This is a genomic window from Methanococcoides sp. NM1 (assembly GCF_900774285.1).
In the GTDB taxonomy this organism is placed as follows: domain Archaea; phylum Halobacteriota; class Methanosarcinia; order Methanosarcinales; family Methanosarcinaceae; genus Methanococcoides; species Methanococcoides vulcani.
Map to the genome: position 1 here is coordinate 268,742 of NZ_CAAGTW010000002.1, position 16,690 is coordinate 285,431.

At 41.6% G+C, this 16,690-nt stretch carries 19 protein-coding genes and 1 tRNA gene; 15 read left to right on the top strand and 5 right to left on the bottom strand.

Going from position 1 to position 16,690, the window contains the following annotated elements:
• Nucleotides 1-8: 8 nt before the first annotated feature.
• Nucleotides 9-647, bottom strand: coding sequence for a hypothetical protein (locus E7X56_RS03325; RefSeq protein WP_135604822.1), 639 nt, complete (start codon nucleotides 645-647; stop codon nucleotides 9-11).
• Nucleotides 644-781, bottom strand: coding sequence for a hypothetical protein (locus E7X56_RS11710; RefSeq protein WP_167879432.1), 138 nt, complete (start codon nucleotides 779-781; stop codon nucleotides 644-646). Before E7X56_RS11710 ends, E7X56_RS03325 begins: the two co-directional genes overlap by 4 nt.
• Nucleotides 782-845: 64 nt before the next feature.
• On the opposite strand from E7X56_RS11710, the gene E7X56_RS03330 reads away from it, so the two are divergent.
• From E7X56_RS03330 to E7X56_RS03345, 4 genes are read left to right on the top strand one after another with little or no spacing between them, the layout of a single operon-like run.
• Complete coding sequence (locus E7X56_RS03330; protein WP_135604824.1) at nucleotides 846-1,724, top strand: hypothetical protein; 879 nt, start codon at nucleotides 846-848, stop codon at nucleotides 1,722-1,724.
• A 2-nt stretch (nucleotides 1,725-1,726) separates the two neighbouring features.
• On the top strand, nucleotides 1,727-2,929 hold the full coding sequence (cas1, locus tag E7X56_RS03335) for a CRISPR-associated endonuclease Cas1 (RefSeq protein ID WP_135604826.1): 1,203 nt from the start codon (nucleotides 1,727-1,729) through the stop codon (nucleotides 2,927-2,929).
• Nucleotides 2,914-4,176 carry a DUF262 domain-containing protein gene (locus tag E7X56_RS03340; RefSeq protein WP_135604828.1) on the top strand — a complete coding sequence of 421 codons (1,263 nt, stop codon included), beginning with the start codon at nucleotides 2,914-2,916 and terminating at the stop codon, nucleotides 4,174-4,176. Before cas1 ends, E7X56_RS03340 begins: the two co-directional genes overlap by 16 nt.
• A 2-nt stretch (nucleotides 4,177-4,178) precedes the next feature.
• Nucleotides 4,179-4,838, top strand: a complete 660-nt coding sequence (locus tag E7X56_RS03345; RefSeq protein WP_135604830.1) for an MAE_28990/MAE_18760 family HEPN-like nuclease — start codon at nucleotides 4,179-4,181, stop codon at nucleotides 4,836-4,838.
• Between the two features lie 184 nt (nucleotides 4,839-5,022).
• On the opposite strand, the gene E7X56_RS03350 is transcribed toward E7X56_RS03345, so the two are convergent.
• A tRNA-Leu gene (locus E7X56_RS03350) sits at nucleotides 5,023-5,107 on the bottom strand.
• 80 nt (nucleotides 5,108-5,187) lie between these two features.
• Between E7X56_RS03350 and E7X56_RS03355 the strand changes: the two genes are divergently transcribed.
• A complete protein-coding gene (locus tag E7X56_RS03355; protein WP_135604832.1) occupies nucleotides 5,188-5,934 on the top strand; it encodes an MBL fold metallo-hydrolase in 747 nt (248 codons plus the stop codon).
• Between the two features lie 54 nt (nucleotides 5,935-5,988).
• Here E7X56_RS03355 and E7X56_RS03360 read toward each other — a convergent pair whose 3' ends face one another.
• A complete protein-coding gene (locus E7X56_RS03360; protein WP_135604834.1) occupies nucleotides 5,989-6,621 on the bottom strand; it encodes a metallophosphoesterase in 633 nt (210 codons plus the stop codon).
• A 23-nt stretch (nucleotides 6,622-6,644) separates the two neighbouring features.
• A complete protein-coding gene (locus E7X56_RS03365; RefSeq protein WP_135604836.1) occupies nucleotides 6,645-7,424 on the bottom strand; it encodes a TIGR00266 family protein in 780 nt (259 codons plus the stop codon).
• A 618-nt stretch (nucleotides 7,425-8,042) separates the two neighbouring features.
• On the opposite strand from E7X56_RS03365, the gene E7X56_RS03370 reads away from it, so the two are divergent.
• From E7X56_RS03370 to E7X56_RS03415, 10 genes are all read left to right on the top strand, one after another.
• On the top strand, nucleotides 8,043-9,359 hold the full coding sequence (locus E7X56_RS03370; RefSeq protein ID WP_167879433.1) for an invasin domain 3-containing protein: 1,317 nt from the start codon (nucleotides 8,043-8,045) through the stop codon (nucleotides 9,357-9,359).
• Between the two features lie 265 nt (nucleotides 9,360-9,624).
• The gene (locus E7X56_RS03375; protein ID WP_135604840.1) at nucleotides 9,625-10,125 is read left to right on the top strand and encodes an META domain-containing protein; all 501 of its coding nucleotides are present in this window, start codon (nucleotides 9,625-9,627) and stop codon (nucleotides 10,123-10,125) included.
• A 235-nt stretch (nucleotides 10,126-10,360) separates the two neighbouring features.
• The gene (locus E7X56_RS03380; protein WP_135604842.1) at nucleotides 10,361-11,383 is read left to right on the top strand and encodes a DUF21 domain-containing protein; all 1,023 of its coding nucleotides are present in this window, start codon (nucleotides 10,361-10,363) and stop codon (nucleotides 11,381-11,383) included.
• A gap of 248 nt (nucleotides 11,384-11,631) precedes the next feature.
• Nucleotides 11,632-12,240 carry a tRNA (pseudouridine(54)-N(1))-methyltransferase TrmY gene (gene trmY, locus E7X56_RS03385; RefSeq protein ID WP_135604844.1) on the top strand — a complete coding sequence of 203 codons (609 nt, stop codon included), beginning with the start codon at nucleotides 11,632-11,634 and terminating at the stop codon, nucleotides 12,238-12,240.
• A gap of 30 nt (nucleotides 12,241-12,270) precedes the next feature.
• Nucleotides 12,271-13,563: a tRNA pseudouridine(54/55) synthase Pus10 gene (locus E7X56_RS03390; RefSeq protein WP_135604846.1), complete on the top strand. Its 1,293-nt coding sequence runs from the start codon at nucleotides 12,271-12,273 to the stop codon at nucleotides 13,561-13,563.
• 65 nt (nucleotides 13,564-13,628) lie between these two features.
• Nucleotides 13,629-13,925, top strand: coding sequence for a 50S ribosomal protein L21e (locus E7X56_RS03395; RefSeq protein WP_091690666.1), 297 nt, complete (start codon nucleotides 13,629-13,631; stop codon nucleotides 13,923-13,925).
• A gap of 153 nt (nucleotides 13,926-14,078) precedes the next feature.
• Entirely contained in the window at nucleotides 14,079-14,432 is a 354-nt protein-coding gene (locus E7X56_RS03400; protein ID WP_135604849.1) for an RNA polymerase Rpb4 family protein, read from the top strand.
• Nucleotides 14,433-14,508: 76 nt separating this feature from the next.
• Nucleotides 14,509-15,105, top strand: coding sequence for a DUF655 domain-containing protein (locus E7X56_RS03405; protein ID WP_135604851.1), 597 nt, complete (start codon nucleotides 14,509-14,511; stop codon nucleotides 15,103-15,105).
• Between the two features lie 17 nt (nucleotides 15,106-15,122).
• Entirely contained in the window at nucleotides 15,123-15,935 is an 813-nt protein-coding gene (gene rsmA, locus E7X56_RS03410) for a 16S rRNA (adenine(1518)-N(6)/adenine(1519)-N(6))-dimethyltransferase RsmA (RefSeq protein ID WP_210409234.1), read from the top strand.
• A 5-nt stretch (nucleotides 15,936-15,940) separates the two neighbouring features.
• Complete coding sequence (locus E7X56_RS03415; RefSeq protein ID WP_135604853.1) at nucleotides 15,941-16,543, top strand: HemK2/MTQ2 family protein methyltransferase; 603 nt, start codon at nucleotides 15,941-15,943, stop codon at nucleotides 16,541-16,543.
• Nucleotides 16,544-16,690 lie beyond the last annotated feature (147 nt).

A 16,690-nucleotide genomic window follows, 5' to 3' on the forward strand; every position in this document is an offset into this window, starting at 1 on the left:
CTCTCCAATTAAACATATAATTCAAAGAATTCAGGCTCTTCCTGTGCATCCTGAATCTCATAAAGTCTTTCCAAGTCTATTACAAAGTAATGCTTATTACCTTCAGCATCAATGACTTTAGCATTTTCAAATTTATTCAAGAACTTAGTATCACCAGATATCAAAACTTGATTAACACCATTGAAATATTCAGCAATTAAGCTCCTATTTTTTGATTTTGTTGTAACAATAGAGATCAAGCCCTTATCTCTATCATAGAACATCATTTCAGATTCAATTCTATCTGAAGCTGTTACTCTCCATTTTCCTTTAGATTTGTACAGGTATTTTCCAAGATTGTTAATTACATTCTTCTTGTTAGCTCCTGTTTTCTCAATGGCTTTTGAAAATGGAACTCCTTTTCTCACATTTCTAAGAATTTCAAGGGATAGTGTTCTATCTCTCTTTTGTTGTGAATTCAAGACTTTCCATGAAGCTGTACTCAAGTTATGATCTTTGAGTCTTGTATTTCTCAATTCATTTAGGCTGAGAGTTGGAAACCTTTCATGAAACCTGATGACTCTCTTAGCATATTCTGAAGTTCTTGGTTGAGCTTTAAGCCAATCTCCATAGTTCTTGTAATCCTTTGAGAATGGCTTGAGAGTCATTTCTCAGCCTCCCAGAGCTTCAACAATGCTATCCTGACAACTTCTGCCTGAGAGCATCCAAACTTATCTGACATCTGTACTAGCTTCTCCTTGAGGTAAGGAGATACAGTGGTTAGTATTCTTTCATGATACATGTTGCTTCACAATAAATCGACATGAGGAGAAGATATATATACATAATTGAGTATAACTTTGAGTATGAATTTGAATGCGAATTCGCTATATTATGACATAAATAATATCAAAAGTGAGGTCGATTTTGACACAAATGTAATCGAATATTTGAATGCGATAGGGTACGTAAGAAGGGGGCGACTCGTAAATTACCTCATGGAAACTCATCCAAATGAACGTGGATATAGTAAGAAAAGTATAGATCGAAAATTAGCCAACATGACAAAAACAGGCATTCTTACTTCATTGAAATATGATGAGTTACAGAAATACGGAATTAAAGAAACAGATAAAAGGGCTTCATACCCAATACCCAAAAAGACTTTGAAAATGAAAGAAGACTTCGATAAGACATTTAGCTACCTTAATTCAGCCGACGTTACAACTAAAAAACTGATATTGGAAGAAATATCCAGATATGAAAGAAAATATGTTTTAGATCCGTATCAGTTGGATATCCTTGCTAAACATTTGGATACAGAATCTGATGAATTGGTAGATAGTTTACTGGAAATTCTTTTTAGATATATCACTGAAAAGGATATCGAGCCTTCAAACACAGATACATTCTTAGAAAGACTAAGATCAACTTTAAAGCATTATAAGGTAAGTCCAGATGAATATCCAATGCTCAGAAGGCACATTACATGGTTGCTTGGATATTACAAGGATAGTTTTGTTATCGAGCAGCTTAAAATGGATGCAGAAACCCTTGAATATCCTTCTTCTGTCAAGTGTGATTATTGCGATCAATTGATTGCACCTTTTATTGCTGAGCATTCACTTGAACTTTTTAATTTCCAAATGGAATTGAAACGAAAAGGAAAGGAAGAAGCTTCTGAAATTATATCTCAAATAAAAGATGAAGCTTCGAACCCAAAACCAAGATTGATGGAGTTCTGAACATGGAACTTCTACTTCTAAACGGTCATGGAATCAATATGCACGTTGATGGTGCTAAACTCCATATCAAAGATGGAAGGTTCTCAGCAACTGAAGATCCTCATGAGTATGTCTTCTCTCCCAAGAGAATGGATATTGATAGTATTGTTGTGTATGGGAGAAGTGGATCTTTAAGCTTAGAGGCTATCAGATGGTTGATTAAACACAATGTACAAATCACTATGTTGGACTGGAATGGTAAATTGCTAACAACAATGCTTCCTTCTGAGAGTACCAATATAAAAACAAAGTTTGCTCAGTACCATGCTTATGAAGATCAGGATGTAAGAGTAAAGCTTGCTAAGAGGTTTATTGACGCTAAGTTCTCTAAATCTGAGGCTGTTCTTGATTATCTTAAACAAAGGTATCCTGAGATTGAGTATGATTTCACTGATGATAAAGATAAACTTGAGAAAGCCAAATCTGTTAGAGAAATCTTAGGTGTTGAAGGTGGAGTTGCTTGGAAGTACTGGAATGAGTATGCTAAAGCCATGCCTGATGAATATGATTTTAGGGCACGGACTGATAATTACAGAAGAGCAAACGGAGCTGGCGATAAAGTTAATGTTATGCTTAATTATGGTTATGCCTTGCTTGAATCTGAATGCTTGAGAGCTATCAATTCAGTTGGTCTTGATGCTCATGTTGGTTTTCTTCATGAAATGAATCCAAGTAAGTATAGTTTGGCTTATGATCTTCAAGAGCCGTTCAGGTTTATTGTTGATCTTGCTGTAATGAACCTGATTGAAAAGGGAGTTATGGATAATAAGGACTTTATCAGGACTGAGAGTTTTTCACTTAGACTTAGACCAAGTGGAGCAAGGAAGGTAACTGAAGAGTTTAATTCTGTGATGAATAGCAAGGTTGAGTATAGGAAGAAGAATAGTTCTTGGGGATCTGTTCTTTTGGTTAAGGCAAGAGAACTGAGTCATCAGCTTGTAGGGAAGAGGAAAACGATTGAGTTCATCAATCCTGTTTATGTAGCTGAAAGAGATGATTCTAATCTGTTGAGGAAGAAGATAATTGACATGTCCTACACTGATTGGAAAAAGATGGGTTTCTCTAAGGGTACTCTCCATTACATGAAACAGAATGCTAAAGCTGATGATCCTTTTAGTTTAAATGCTCATGTAAAGGAGAGGGTGGAGATGTGGGAAAAAATTTGATTAAAGAAAAACGAGAGTTGAACTTGAATACTTCGGCAACTAAGAAAACGATAGGTGAACAACTAACTAATCACTTAACAAAATATATTAAACATGGGGTATATTTTAGGTATATGCCATTACAAGAAGAAATTGATAACACGTCTAGAGAAATAGATCAAGAGTCGTATTCAATGTCAATTGGCGAACTGATCAGTTTATACGAAGAAGGAGACCTAGATATCCATCCTGAATTTCAAAGAGTGTTTAGATGGAATGATCTCCAAAAATCACGGTTAATAGAGTCGCTAATGATAGGAATCCCAGTACCATCTATTTTTGTGTCCCAAAGAGATAATGGTGTGTGGGATGTTATCGATGGGGTTCAAAGACTCTCCACTATTTTTGAGTTTGTTGGTGTATTTGAGAACGATGATGGGACAATACAAGCTCCTAGCACGTTACTGAAAACAAAATACTTACCATCATTGGAAGGAAAGCAATGGAAAGGTGATGAAGAAGTAGATAATTGCTTAACTGCAACACAAAAAAGAGATTTCAAAAGGGCAAGAATTAATATTGAAATTGTGAAAAAGCAGAGTGACCCAAATATAAAGTATGACTTATTTCAGAGGCTAAATTCACTTGGAACCAAGCTTTCTGATCAAGAACTGAGAAACTGTTATTTGATTATGCTGAATAAGGATCTATTTAATTGGCTAAAAGACCTTGGTAACTATCCACCTTTTCTTAAATGCATTTGTTTAACAGAAAATGCGATTTCCCAACAATATCACTTGGAATTAGCGTTAAGATTTTTCATCTTTAAAAATGAAAGTTTAGAAGAATTAAAAAAGCTCAATTTTGCGTATCTTGATGAATACCTCTCTAAAAAGATGGAAGAAATTGCTAATTCACCTACTTTCGACAAAGAGTTAGAGGGAACAATTTTTAAAAATACATTTGACCTTCTAAATGATACACTTGGTGAATATTCTTTTAAGAAATATGATGCAACTAAGTCTAAATTTGGGGGACAATTTTTAGTTTCTGCTTTTGAGGCTGTAGCAATTGGTGTTGGTAAGAATATAGACGATTGGAACAGCGGAAATACCGAAGAAAACAAAACGGAACTCGAAAAAAGAATAATTGGTCTTTGGAAGAACTCAGATTATATTGGCAACATAGGAAGTGGAGTCGATTTCTATAAAAGAATACCTAACATTGTTCCCTTAGGCAAAGAAGTTTTTAAAAAATCTGAAGAGTAAAGATGAACATAAAATCTCGCGAAGAGTTATTTAAGTACTTGGATGTAGATATTTCTTGGAGAAAAAAAGAAATAACTCATCTAAAAAACAACGTTGTTTTATCTTCAGATATTGAAAAACCATTCCATATTAAGATTGGTGTTGCATTTCTTTATGCACATTGGCAAGGATACATAAGTAATGCAGGAAATTGGTACATCAATTACATCAAAAATAGATGCCTCAAATATGAGGAATTAAACGATAATCTAATAACTCTTGCTTTAAGGAGTCAGATCAAAACTTGTTGGAATACAACTAAAATAAAGACTCATCACCAATTGGTTAACACTATACTTAACGACCTCTCTTTAGAAGCTCCTCTGCCTCATGAAAAAGCAATTGACTCAACTTCAAATTTAAAGTACGATATTTTGGAGGATATTTTATTTACCTTGGGGTTGGATGCCACCCCTTATCAATTAAATAAAAATTTGATTAATAAAACTCTTTTAGACACTAGGAATAAAATAGTTCATGGGGATCAATTCGATCTAAAAGACCTTGATGAAAAGAGCTATTTAAAGCTACATAATGAGGTTTTGGGAATGATTGAATTATTTAAATCTCAAATTACATCTGCTGTTGAAACTGAAGCCTATAAAAAGAACAATTTAGCATAATATTGCTTTAAACTGGATTCAAACTTTTAAGATGAATCATTCATTTACTATTTTTACTTAAAGCTCGGTTTTTTACCTTACCTAATCCCTGATTTGCTATACGATTAATTGGATTTGAACCCAAAAACAGTTAATTTTTAAGAGAGTGGCATTTTTTGATGTTACCTATATCCCAAAAGAAAAGTGCGGGGGGAGGGATTCGAACCCTCGAAATCCTTCGATACCAGATCTTAAGTCTGGCGCCTTTGACCTAGCTGGGCGACCCCCGCATAGAAATAGAATGGTCGCCTTGTACCGTTGAACATCCCATAATTAAAGTTAAGTTACTTAAGCCTTATTCTAATAAAGCATGAAGATAACATTTCTTGGAACCGGTGTGGCGATACCACAGAAAGGCAGGGTGCAATCAGGACTCCTTATGGAGATCGGTGAGAAGAAGGTCCTGTTCGACTGCGGGGGTGGTATCCTGAACCGTATATTCGAAAGCGGGAACACGCATACGGACCTCGATACCATTGTGCTTTCACATCTGCACCTGGACCATGTGGCTGATGTTATGTGTCTGCTCAAGGCGAACTGGCTGTGTGATAAGTTCGATTCCACCATCTATGGTCCGGCAGGGACCCGGGAGTGGCTTGACAGGCTCATGGACATCTATCCTTACATGAAGGAGAAGGTCAGCATCGATGTCGTTGAAGTATCGCCGGGGGAAGAATTCAGGCTCTTCGATGGGTGTGATGTGAAATGCGCCGCCGGGATCCACAGTGTGCCCTCATTGGCGTATCAGGTCTGGTATGACGGCAGGACCGTGGTCTACTCCGGGGACACCGAGCCATGTGATGACGTCATGGAACTGGCACAGGGTTGTGACATGCTTATCCACGAATGCTCGTTCCCGCTGGACTTTGAGATGACGAATCACACCACACCGGACATGTTAAGGCCTTATCTTAAAGATACAGGCATCAGGGCAGTATATCTTACACACCTTTATCCTCACATGCAAGGTCATGAGGAAGAAGCTCTTGAATACCTGAAAGAAGAGTTCGAGGGGGAGGTTTACATACCCTCCGACCTCATGGTTGTTGAGATCTGATCGAGTCCTATCGGATCCGATCGATCTATTGAAGCTGGTCGAACTTGTTAAGTTTCAGTCCTCGAGGAAGACCACGCTTACATTATCGTGATCCAGCTCTATCAAAGCAGCATATCCCTGTGCTGCCATGCCGGGATTTACAAGGAAAGTATCGCCTGATCTGGCGAATCCCCTTTCCTCATGGATATGCGCACAGATCACGAGCTTTGCACGGTCAAAGAACTTTGCCACGGCTGTGCTTCCCACATTTTCACCGGAGACCTCATCCAGCAAACCTCTGGGAGGTGTGTGAGAGACCAGTACAACAGTGCCGTCAGCATCTGCGAAAAGTGGCTCAAGGGTTTTTTCGATCTCTTCTTCCTCAAGCTCGAAGGGGGTGTTGAACGGGGTTGGGCAGGAACCGCCCATTCCTATGAACGTAAAGCCGTCTATCTTCTTCACAGCATTATGCAGGTTCACCGCATCCGATGAATCGATAGCTTCCATGATCTCTTCCGGGTCACAGTTCCCGGGGACTGCAAGGACAGGGACATCGAACATCGAAAGCAATTTCTCAGCTTCACTGGCAGGACCGAACTGGGTCAGATCTCCGCTGATCACCGCAAGATCGATCTCACCGGCCTTCTCCAGCAGGCCATCGATATGGGAAGGATCTCCATGTACATCCGCAAGGGCAAGTATTCTCATTTTTCACACCTCGAAAAAGACCGTTAGAACTTCCTGTCGCCTCCAAGGATGCCACCGAGTGCACCTTCACCGATTCCGGATATGCCGCCTCGTTCGCCTCTGTTGGATTCCCCGGAACCGATGGCTGCAGCGATCCTGTCAGCAAGACGTGAGAACGGCAGGCTCTGGAGATACACTTTACCCGGTCCCTTGACCGTTGCCAGTACCATACCCTCGCCTCCGAAAAGCGCGTTCTTGAAACCGCCCACGAACTGGATGTCGTAGTCAATGCTTTCAGAGAATGCCACCAGGCATCCTGTATCGACCCTCAGGGTCTCTCCCGATGCAAGCTCCTTTTTCAGTATAGTACCGCCAGCATGGACGAATGCAAGGCCATCACCGTGAAGCCTCTGGAGAATGAAACCTTCCCCACCGAAAAGACCGGCTCCGATCCTCTTGGAGAAAACTATCGAAATATCGATACCATCAGCAGCACAAAGGAAAGAGTCCTTCTGGCAGAGGAAGCTGCCACCTTCTTCTGTGAGATCTATAGGCACGATCTTTCCCGGATACGGAGCACCGAAAGCAACACTGCCCTTTCCGTTTCCGGTCTGGGTGAATGAAGTTATGAAGAAGCTCTCACCGGAGAATGCTCTTTTAAGGCCTTTCAGGATCCCACCGCCTGTAGAGGTCTCCATCTTAATACCATCTCCCATGAACATCATCGCTCCGGCCTCGGCTCTTACTGTTTCTCCTTTATCAAGGCCGATCTCCACCAACTGCATCTCATTTCCATGAATCTTATAATCGATCTCATCTGCCATTATTAGTACTCCTCTACGGGACAGTATCCTCAATCCGGAAAGTCCCCTCTGCAGAAATATTGCATTTAAAAGCAAATAAACGTATTGTAAGCATCATATAAGTGTTACAGCTCAAGCATACTGAAATATTGCAAAATATTAGAGTTTCAAATATTGTCGAACGACCTATTTTAGATCATTTAGAACTCTCCAACATAATATTTTAAACTTTTAGACTTGATTTCCAGGACATTATTGTATTCTTACAATTAGCTAAAAAGAACACAAGATAAAGAAATTAACGATTTGGAAGATGCTCCAATGGATGGAAAAAAGAATACTAATTATAAACGAGTATAATAAATACAATATAATAAATACTAAAACCAATAGCAGACGTCACCAATAAGTTGAAATATAAAGAGGGGAAATAAAAATACGGGGAATGTAGAAAGGGTATATCTTCTACTATCATCTGTGACATTGCAGGGCGGATGTCGGGCTGCTGCCTTTGCATTCACAGGAGATTTGTTCGCACATGATCCAGATTGCTGGAAGTGATCCTGCCTTCCACCTGATAGGATCAACTGATAGAAGCCAATGTTGAAAAACTGAAATAGCACAGATGGGGAAATGGGATTGGGAGCCAAAAAAATACACATATTTCTTGCATTTATAGTGATTGCAGCTTTTTCAGCCAGTGCAAGTGCAGCCTCCTTCGAAGAACAGATCGCCATCAATCCTGAAACTCCCCATGTGATCGAATTCGAAGTCGATGAAACGGGGATGATATATTCTGAAACTTTTCTGGACGGGAACATCCAGGAACTTGTGATAAGACTGGAGTTCATCCCAACAGGTGAGTTAAAGAAGGAAATATGGGGCAGATCCAATGAAGTGCTGACTTTGAGTCATACCGTTTCTGAGGAAGAGATCACCAGAGGCACAATGTGGAAGATCTCGGTCATCAGTGGCAATGGAGATGGAAAAGGATACATCTATCTTGAATATCCCGAAATGAGTGTGCTACAACCCATCGATGAGAACATTCCACCTGCTGCATATATAGAAAGTTATACAACTACGGTCATTAAAGGAAATCCTGTTGTCCTTGAAGGATATGGTACCGATGAGGATGGTGAAATTGTTCAATGCCGCTGGACACTTCCTGTAGGCGAAAGCCTGTTCTCGTCTGGCAGTAGCTGTTACTTTGTACTTGATCCTGGTGAGGTCACAGAAGGAACATACCACTTTTCAGTACAGGACAATACCGGAACCTGGTCCGAAGAGCTCACCATGGAAGTTTACTTTGAACACGAGAACGAACGCTACGATAGCATTTCATGGGAATTGATATTGATCACAGCAGTTCTGTTCATTGCCACTGCTTTGGGAATATTGAAGCTAAGAAAAAAGAACAAGGACAAAATGAAAAATGAGGAGACTGGATCGATCAACGCAACCTCTGATCCGGAATCAGCCCTGACCCACCTTGATGGGATCTATACAGGACTATCGCCTGCAACAATGTTTGAGATCCCGGTGGGAAAACACTATCTTGATTTTACTAAATTCGGCTATTTCGAATGTAGAAAAGAAGCTGATGTTTTCACGAATAGAACAACACCTGTTCACTGCAACCTCAAAAAGATACCAAAGATCGATCTGGAATTGACAGCTGATCCATCAGGAATTCCTGCTGACGGCAGATCAACATCAGTGATCACGATCAGCATTAAAGATCAGAACGGTATTTATTTACCAGTACCAGAAGATGTAACGATCGAACTGGAAACCAGCAGTGGGGATCTGGAATCACCTGTCCGTATCAAAAAAGGTCATTCTACTACCACAGCGCTGTTAACAGCTTCTGAATCAGCTGGTATCGTCGAAATAAAAGGAAGATGTGAACAGCTTCTGAAAAACAGCATTACAATTGAGTACACTGTGAATTAAATTCAAATGTTGATCCGGCCCATACATTCGAATAGCTGGAGTTATATCAAATTTTCAATATGTAGAATATTTTCTAAATTCATAAGATATCTGTAGATGGAAATTTTGCGATTACTTTGGAGGAGCACTTTTCACCGATGTCCATGAAAGATCCCACAGATATCAAAATCAGCACCTGAAGACTTCAAATTAAACTGTAGCTTAAACAACCGATAAATAGGAACTCGGCATATTTACATTTAGAGAACCAGGAGGTTATCAAATTATGAATGCACAAAAATTATTATCCATTTTCATTATCTTTGCCGTACTTACCTGTACCCTGATCGCAGTGGGTTGTACTGAAACTGATAATGAAAACGACATTGTTGAGACCGAACAGGACGAAGAAAATATCATATCCCTTGATGAGATCATTGACATCGAATGGCAATGGTCAGGACTAATTGAGACACTTCCAGCCAGCCAATCCGTAGTCCCTGATCCGGAAAACTACACACTTACCTTCAATTCGGATGGAACATACTCCATTAAAGCAGACTGCAACCGTGGCAGTGGAGACTACACCCTGGAAGGAAATGATCTTACATTAGCACCGGGACCAATAACGCTTGCATACTGTGGTCCGGACTCGCTGGATAGCCAGTACCTTTCCTTATTGAGCAATGTAACAACCGTCTCAATGGAAAATGATCAGCTTGTCCTGGGTGTCGGAGAGAACGGCGTCAGAATGCTTTTTGTTAAAGGAGAAGTAGTCGGGCAGTGAAACACCTGTTCTCGATTATAATTATGTACATGATGCGGGTGAAGAGCTTAATACCCTCTTTATCCCATATTTCAGAGTTATGAATTACTATAACTATAAAGAACTGTTTTTAAAGAAACTTATCTGATATTCATTCCGATCTAATCGAGCATAAATTTGAAGACAGAAATTGTTTTATTTTGTGCCCCCGTATTATGTTTAATAATGTTTCTTACCTGGAGTGAAACAGTAAATCATGAATGATATCATCATCTGGTTACTTATTGTTCTTTGTCTTACCCAATCAGCGATCTTTTCCGGACTGACCATTGGTCTTTTTGGCCTGAGCCGCCTCAGGCTTGAGATAGAAGCCGAAGCTAACAACATACATGCAAAGAAGGTCTTAAAACTAAGAAGTGATCCGCATTTGCTCCTTTCCACATTATTATGGGGTAATGTAAGTGTCAACGTACTTCTGACCCTGTTAACAGATTCAGTTATGATCGGAAGCTCTGCGTTCATATTCTCGACAGTATTCATCACCTGTTTCGGAGAAATAATGCCACAGGCATATTTCACAAGAAATGCCTTAAAGATGGGTGCTTCCTTAACGCCTCTTGTTAAATTGTACATAATACTGTTGTATCCTTTCACAAAGCCTTCTGCAATGATCCTTGACAGATGGCTCGGTACAGAGAAACTTGAGTATTTCAAAGAGACATCCCTGAGGATAATGCTACAGAAGCATATCAGAGCAGATGCCAGTGACATCGATAAGATGGAAGGACTTGGTGCTCTTAATTTCCTGTCACTGGACGACCTTAGCATAAAGCAGGAAGGTTCGCTTATAGACCAGAATTCCATAATAGAAATTGATACATATAACAACCGACCGATCTTTCCGGAGATCGGGACGCCGGAGTTTGAAGAATTGCTTCAGAAGATAGCACGGCCTGCCAAGAAATGGATAATCGCGGTAGATGAGAACGATCATCCGGTCGTAGCAATAGATTCTACGTCGTTCATAAGGGATGCCATCTACAAAAAACCATTCTATCCATTACGATATTGCCATGCTCCGATAATCGTAAAAAGCCCTAAGGAAAAAATAGGAGATGTGCTTCATAAGCTGAAGGTCTATCCTGTGGACTCTGAAGATGATGTCATAGATAATGACCTTATACTTTACTGGAATGATGACGATCCTGAAAAGATAGTCATAACAGGTTCTGATATACTTGGTCGCCTGTTCAGGGGTATCGTTAACAGGGTGAGATGATCGCCTTCTTTTTTTATTTGTTGTTCATCACAATGAAGGCTTTCAATAGATGTTAATTGTCAGCAATTGTCAGCAATTTCCAGCCAGTAATGTTGATCAGAGTAGATATGTTTTTATCCTATATTCCTTATTAAGAACCATTCCGGAATACACATTAACTAAATAAAAAAAGTATTTGTGTTATCTAAGGGTGTATTTAATCTAATAAAACATGGTTATCACCAAAAAACAAGACAGGATTCTAAAATATGCGAGATTTTGTGATAATTGCCCATAAAGCTTTGACAACAGGCGACTTTTCCCTCAATGACATGCCCGGGGCAGCCGGCCGCATGGATATCCTTTGCAGATGCATAAACTCATCATTGTTCTTATCCCATGACCTGAGAAGGGATGTTCAGGTTCATCTGGTACTGCTTGGAGAACCGGATCCCGGAAAGATAGTCCGTTTTGACGGAGAGCATATCAGATACCTGAACCCGGATGAGAGAAGTGCAGGTTCACTTATCAAGAAAGCACTCCAGAAAACAGCAGGAGAATGGGAAACACGCTCTACACCCGGAGTGTTCATGAGGAGGGGTGGCCTTGACACCCTCCTGTCCGAGTTCAGGGAAGCAGGACGCAGGTTTATCTACTTACATGAAGATGGTGAAGATATACGCAAGGTTTCCGACCTTACTGACAATGCTGTATTCATTCTCGGTGACCATATGGGCGTCACTGAAGAGGAAGAACAAATGATAAATGAACAGGGAGCACAGACCATCTCCCTTGGCCCAATACCACTACATGCAGACCACTGTATAATACTGATCAACAATGAGATAGACAGGACAATTGCAGGAAAGGTCCAATAATATAAGGAACAGGAAGAAGGAAGTGACCAGGTGAACATACTCGATACTGCAAAGAAGATCATCCAGGAAGGACCCATATGTGACCACTGTATGGGAAGACAGTTCGCAAAGCTCTCCACCGGATTGACCAATGATGAAAGAGGACGTGCCGTAAAGCTCTCACTAGCTATGGAAGGCGACCGCCTGAACAAGGATGAAGGCGACAAGGAGATACTGGAAGAGTTAAGTAGCTCAAGTGTTAACGCCCGCAAGTCATTGAGAAAGGAAGGCGAAGATGAAAAATGCTGGGTATGCCTGGGACTTTTTGAGAAGCTGGACGATTGGGCTGAGAGAGCTGAGATCGCACTTAAGGATTATGAATATTCCACTTTCCTTGTGGGAACAAAGATGAGCGGACTCCTGAGCGAGAACGAGGAGATACTCTGGACAGAGTCCGAAACCACCCATGCAGAACAGTTCAAGTCCGAGCTTAACCGTGAAGTAGGGAAGCTCATTGCAAAACGGACAAATAAAGATGTAGAGCTTGAGACCCCGGACATACTAGTGACACTTGATATTGCTAACGAAGAGGTCATTCTTCAGGTCCGCTCGGTCTATATCCTTGGAAGGTACAGGAAACTTGTGCGAACCATCCCGCAGACCCGCTGGCCATGCCGCTCATGCAAGGGCAGGGGATGTGAGGCATGCAACTTCACCGGGAAGCAATACCCAGAATCAGTTGATGAGCTTACCAAGGACCCTGTTATCGAAGCACTGCGCTGCACTGACACGAAGTTCCATGGTGCAGGCCGTGAGGACATCGATGCCCTGATGCTCGGTACCGGAAGACCTTTCGTTGTAGAGGCTGTTGAACCATTGCTTAGAACATGCGATCTTAAGCAAGTTGAAAAAGAGATCAATGATCGTGCTGCCGGCAAGATCGAAGTAATTGGCCTTACTTTTACACCAAAGGCCACTGTCGAGGCTCTCAAGAGCTCAAAGGCGGATAAAGTTTATAACCTTAAAGTTACATTCAAAGAGCAAATTCCAGAGGAGAAACTCAGATCGGCCATCAATGAACTCATTGGTGCACAGATCGGCCAGAGAACACCACAGCGTGTATCCCACAGAAGGGCTGATCTGGTACGTAAGCGAACCGTCCATGACATAAAGCTTAACGAACTGACCGAGGACTATGCAATGATCGAAGTTCATTGCGAGGGTGGCCTCTATGTCAAAGAACTGATATCCAGCGACGAAGGAAGAACAGTACCAAGCCTTACAGGGCTCATTGGTACACAGGCTACCGTTGCCGAACTGGACGTCATCGGCGTCGACATTTAAGTCGGCAAACCATTAAATTTATCAAACATAGGTCTTATCCACGACCTGAACAACGGAGGAAAATAATGCCAACATCACACGGTGAAAGAAGCTGTACTAGGTACAAATTGAAGAAGACTGTTAGGGAAAGGGGACTCTCCCCTGTAAGCAAGGCAATCCAGGAATTCGAAGACGGACAGATGGTCCACATCGATATCGATCCAAGCATACAGAAGGGAATGCCAAACGCAAAGTTCCAAGGAAAGACCGGTAAGGTACTTGGACAGCGCGGAAGAGCTTACCTTTTACAGGTCAGGGATGGAAATGCCATGAAAGAGGTCATTTCTCTGCCACAGCACCTGAAACCACAGAAATACAACTAAGTTCATGATCCAGACTAGCAATAGTCTGGACACTGACATATTCAGGTGTCGATAGATATATCTATATCAACACCTATCTGAAAGATTACGTCTGCTACAACTGTGTGGCCCTCAAAACGGTAAACTATACTTAATTTCAAAGAGTGTATTTTAATGATAGTCAAACAAGTTCAGAGTGAAGAGTTATTGACTGTTCCCGAAGTCAAGGAAATACTTAGCGAGATAATGGAAGAGCGCACGGAACGTGGCGAAGAACTGGGATATGAGCTGCGCAAGGCCATAAACCATGCAGACATGTTCGCAAAGATCAGTGCCGAAAAGTCCAGAGAACTTGTGGGCAAACTTCTTGAACTGGAGAAGATGAAACCTGAGATCGCAATCCATATTGCCGATATATTACCTCAGAGCAGGGATGAGCTCAGGGCACTTTATGCAAAAGAGAGATTCACGTTGACCGAAGAAGAGCTGGATACGATCCTGGATCTAGTACTCGAGTCAATGGAATAATTTATATCTCATACTTTACTTTTTTTGATGGAGACAGTAAGTTTCATCACCGATGCACAACATACTGGAGGATACTATGAGAAAGAGGGGAACACCACCTGAGAAAGAGGATTACGCATGGGTCCTTGACTACCTACCTTATGGCAGTACAACAGACAAGCGTCCGACATACCAGAAGAAACCTCTGGTCCAGGCAGTTGGTGATAAGCACTTTGTACTTATGGAGCTTGTTCCAAAAGAAGGAGCAAATCCACAGATACAGTCCCGCGTCTACATTGGTGACGGGGACAGAGATGAGATCGATCATGTAAAGCACAGGATACACTATCCGGAACTGAGCCATGGTGCACAGCTTGAGCTGCCTCATGTACTTGAGGGATGTGTCAGCCATCAGGAAGAAAAATTCGTCAAATTCTTCAACGACGCACATCCGATAACAACAAGGCTGCATATGCTGGAGCTCCTGCCTGGCATCGGTAAGAAGCTCATGTGGGCTATCATCGATGAGCGCAAGAAAGGCGAGTTCAAGAGCCTGAAGGACTTGCATGACCGTGTCGGTGGAGTGCATACTCCTGAAAAGGTCATTGTAAACCGCATCCTTGAAGAGCTTAAAGATGACAATATCAAATACAGGCTCTTTACAGTACCAATGCATCGTCCAAAAAATGATTAAAGACAGGTGTCATCGCCTTGGTAAGAAAACTTCTTCAGAAATATGGCATCCAGGGCGGATGCCATGACCAACATTTTTTGATCGACGAACGAATTCTTGATTCTATTGCCGAAGAGGCCAACATCTGCGAGGACGACGTTGTGCTCGAGATCGGAGGCGGTATCGGCAATCTTACAGAAAGGCTTTTGGAAAAAGCAGGAAAGGTCATAGTCATAGAACTTGACCCCCAGCTTGTTGATGTCCTTCATGACCGATTCTCCGACAACGAGAAGATCGAGATCATACATGGGGATGTTCTAAAGGTCGATATGCCAGAGTTCAACAAAGTTGTGGCAAACCTCCCATATTCGATATCCTCGCCAATTACATTCAAGCTCTTCGAACATGACTTTGAACTGGGCGTACTGATGTACCAGTATGAGTTTGCACAGCGCATGGTTGCAGAAGCCAATACCGAGGACTACAGCAGGCTCTCAGTGAACACCTACTATTTTGCTGATGCCTCCATTATCATGAAGATCCCCCCTTCAGCATTCTCACCACCTCCGGAAGTGTGGTCTGCCGTTGTCAAAGTTGTCCCTCGCCCATCACCATTCCAGGTTGATGAACCCGATTTTTTCCTGAACCTTGTCACGGCAGGTTTCCTTCAAAGGCGTAAAAAGCTCAGGAACGCAATTATCAAAGGCAATCATTTACTAAAGGTTCCCAACATCAAGCAGATAGTTGATGAACTGCCAGGGGAGCAGATGAACAAACGTGCCGAGAACCTTGAACCCCCTGAGCTGGCAGACATTGCAAATCATATCTGCAAAATGAAGAACGCGATGTAAAGACCATGGTAACGATCACCTACAGGAATGCAAGAATAAATCTTGATGAGCAGGTCTACGACCCCGCCGAGGATTCCTATTTGCTTGCTGACGTTGCCATTGATAATGCAAAGGAAGGCATGAAAGTGCTGGAAGTAGGAGCTGGCACCGGTTTTGTTTCAGCAGTCCTTCAGGAGAACGTCGATGTTGACCTTATTGCCACTGAGATAAGCCCTATTGCTGCCACTTGTGCAAGGGCGAGCGGTGTCGAGGTCATCAGGGCAGATATGTTCACTTGCTTTAAGCACGGAACCATGTTCGACCTTATCCTGTTCAATCCACCCTACCTCCCTACATCAGAAGATGAGAAGGTTCCAGGATGGCTAAATTATGCATTTGATGGCGGACCTGATGGCAGGGACGCAGTAAATCGTTTCATTGATGAAGTTCTGGAATATCTTAACAATAACGGAATGGTGCTTATCCTCATATCTTCACTTACAGGTATCGAGCAGGTAAAGGAACGCATGGAAGCCTGCGGATTTGAAGTTGAGACCTGCGATAGTGATAACTGCTTCTTTGAAGAACTTATGGTGGTAAAAGGCACGTTTCGTGAATCTGACCTTTGATCCTGCCAAAACTATAAGTTGAAGAATAGGTTTTGCGTATATTTCACACAACTCTTATATACGATTCCAAACCATCTATATTAGGGAGAAGATCCCTGATTCGTTTTATGCTATATCCTTCATGCAAAGCAGAGTCTGATATTTGGA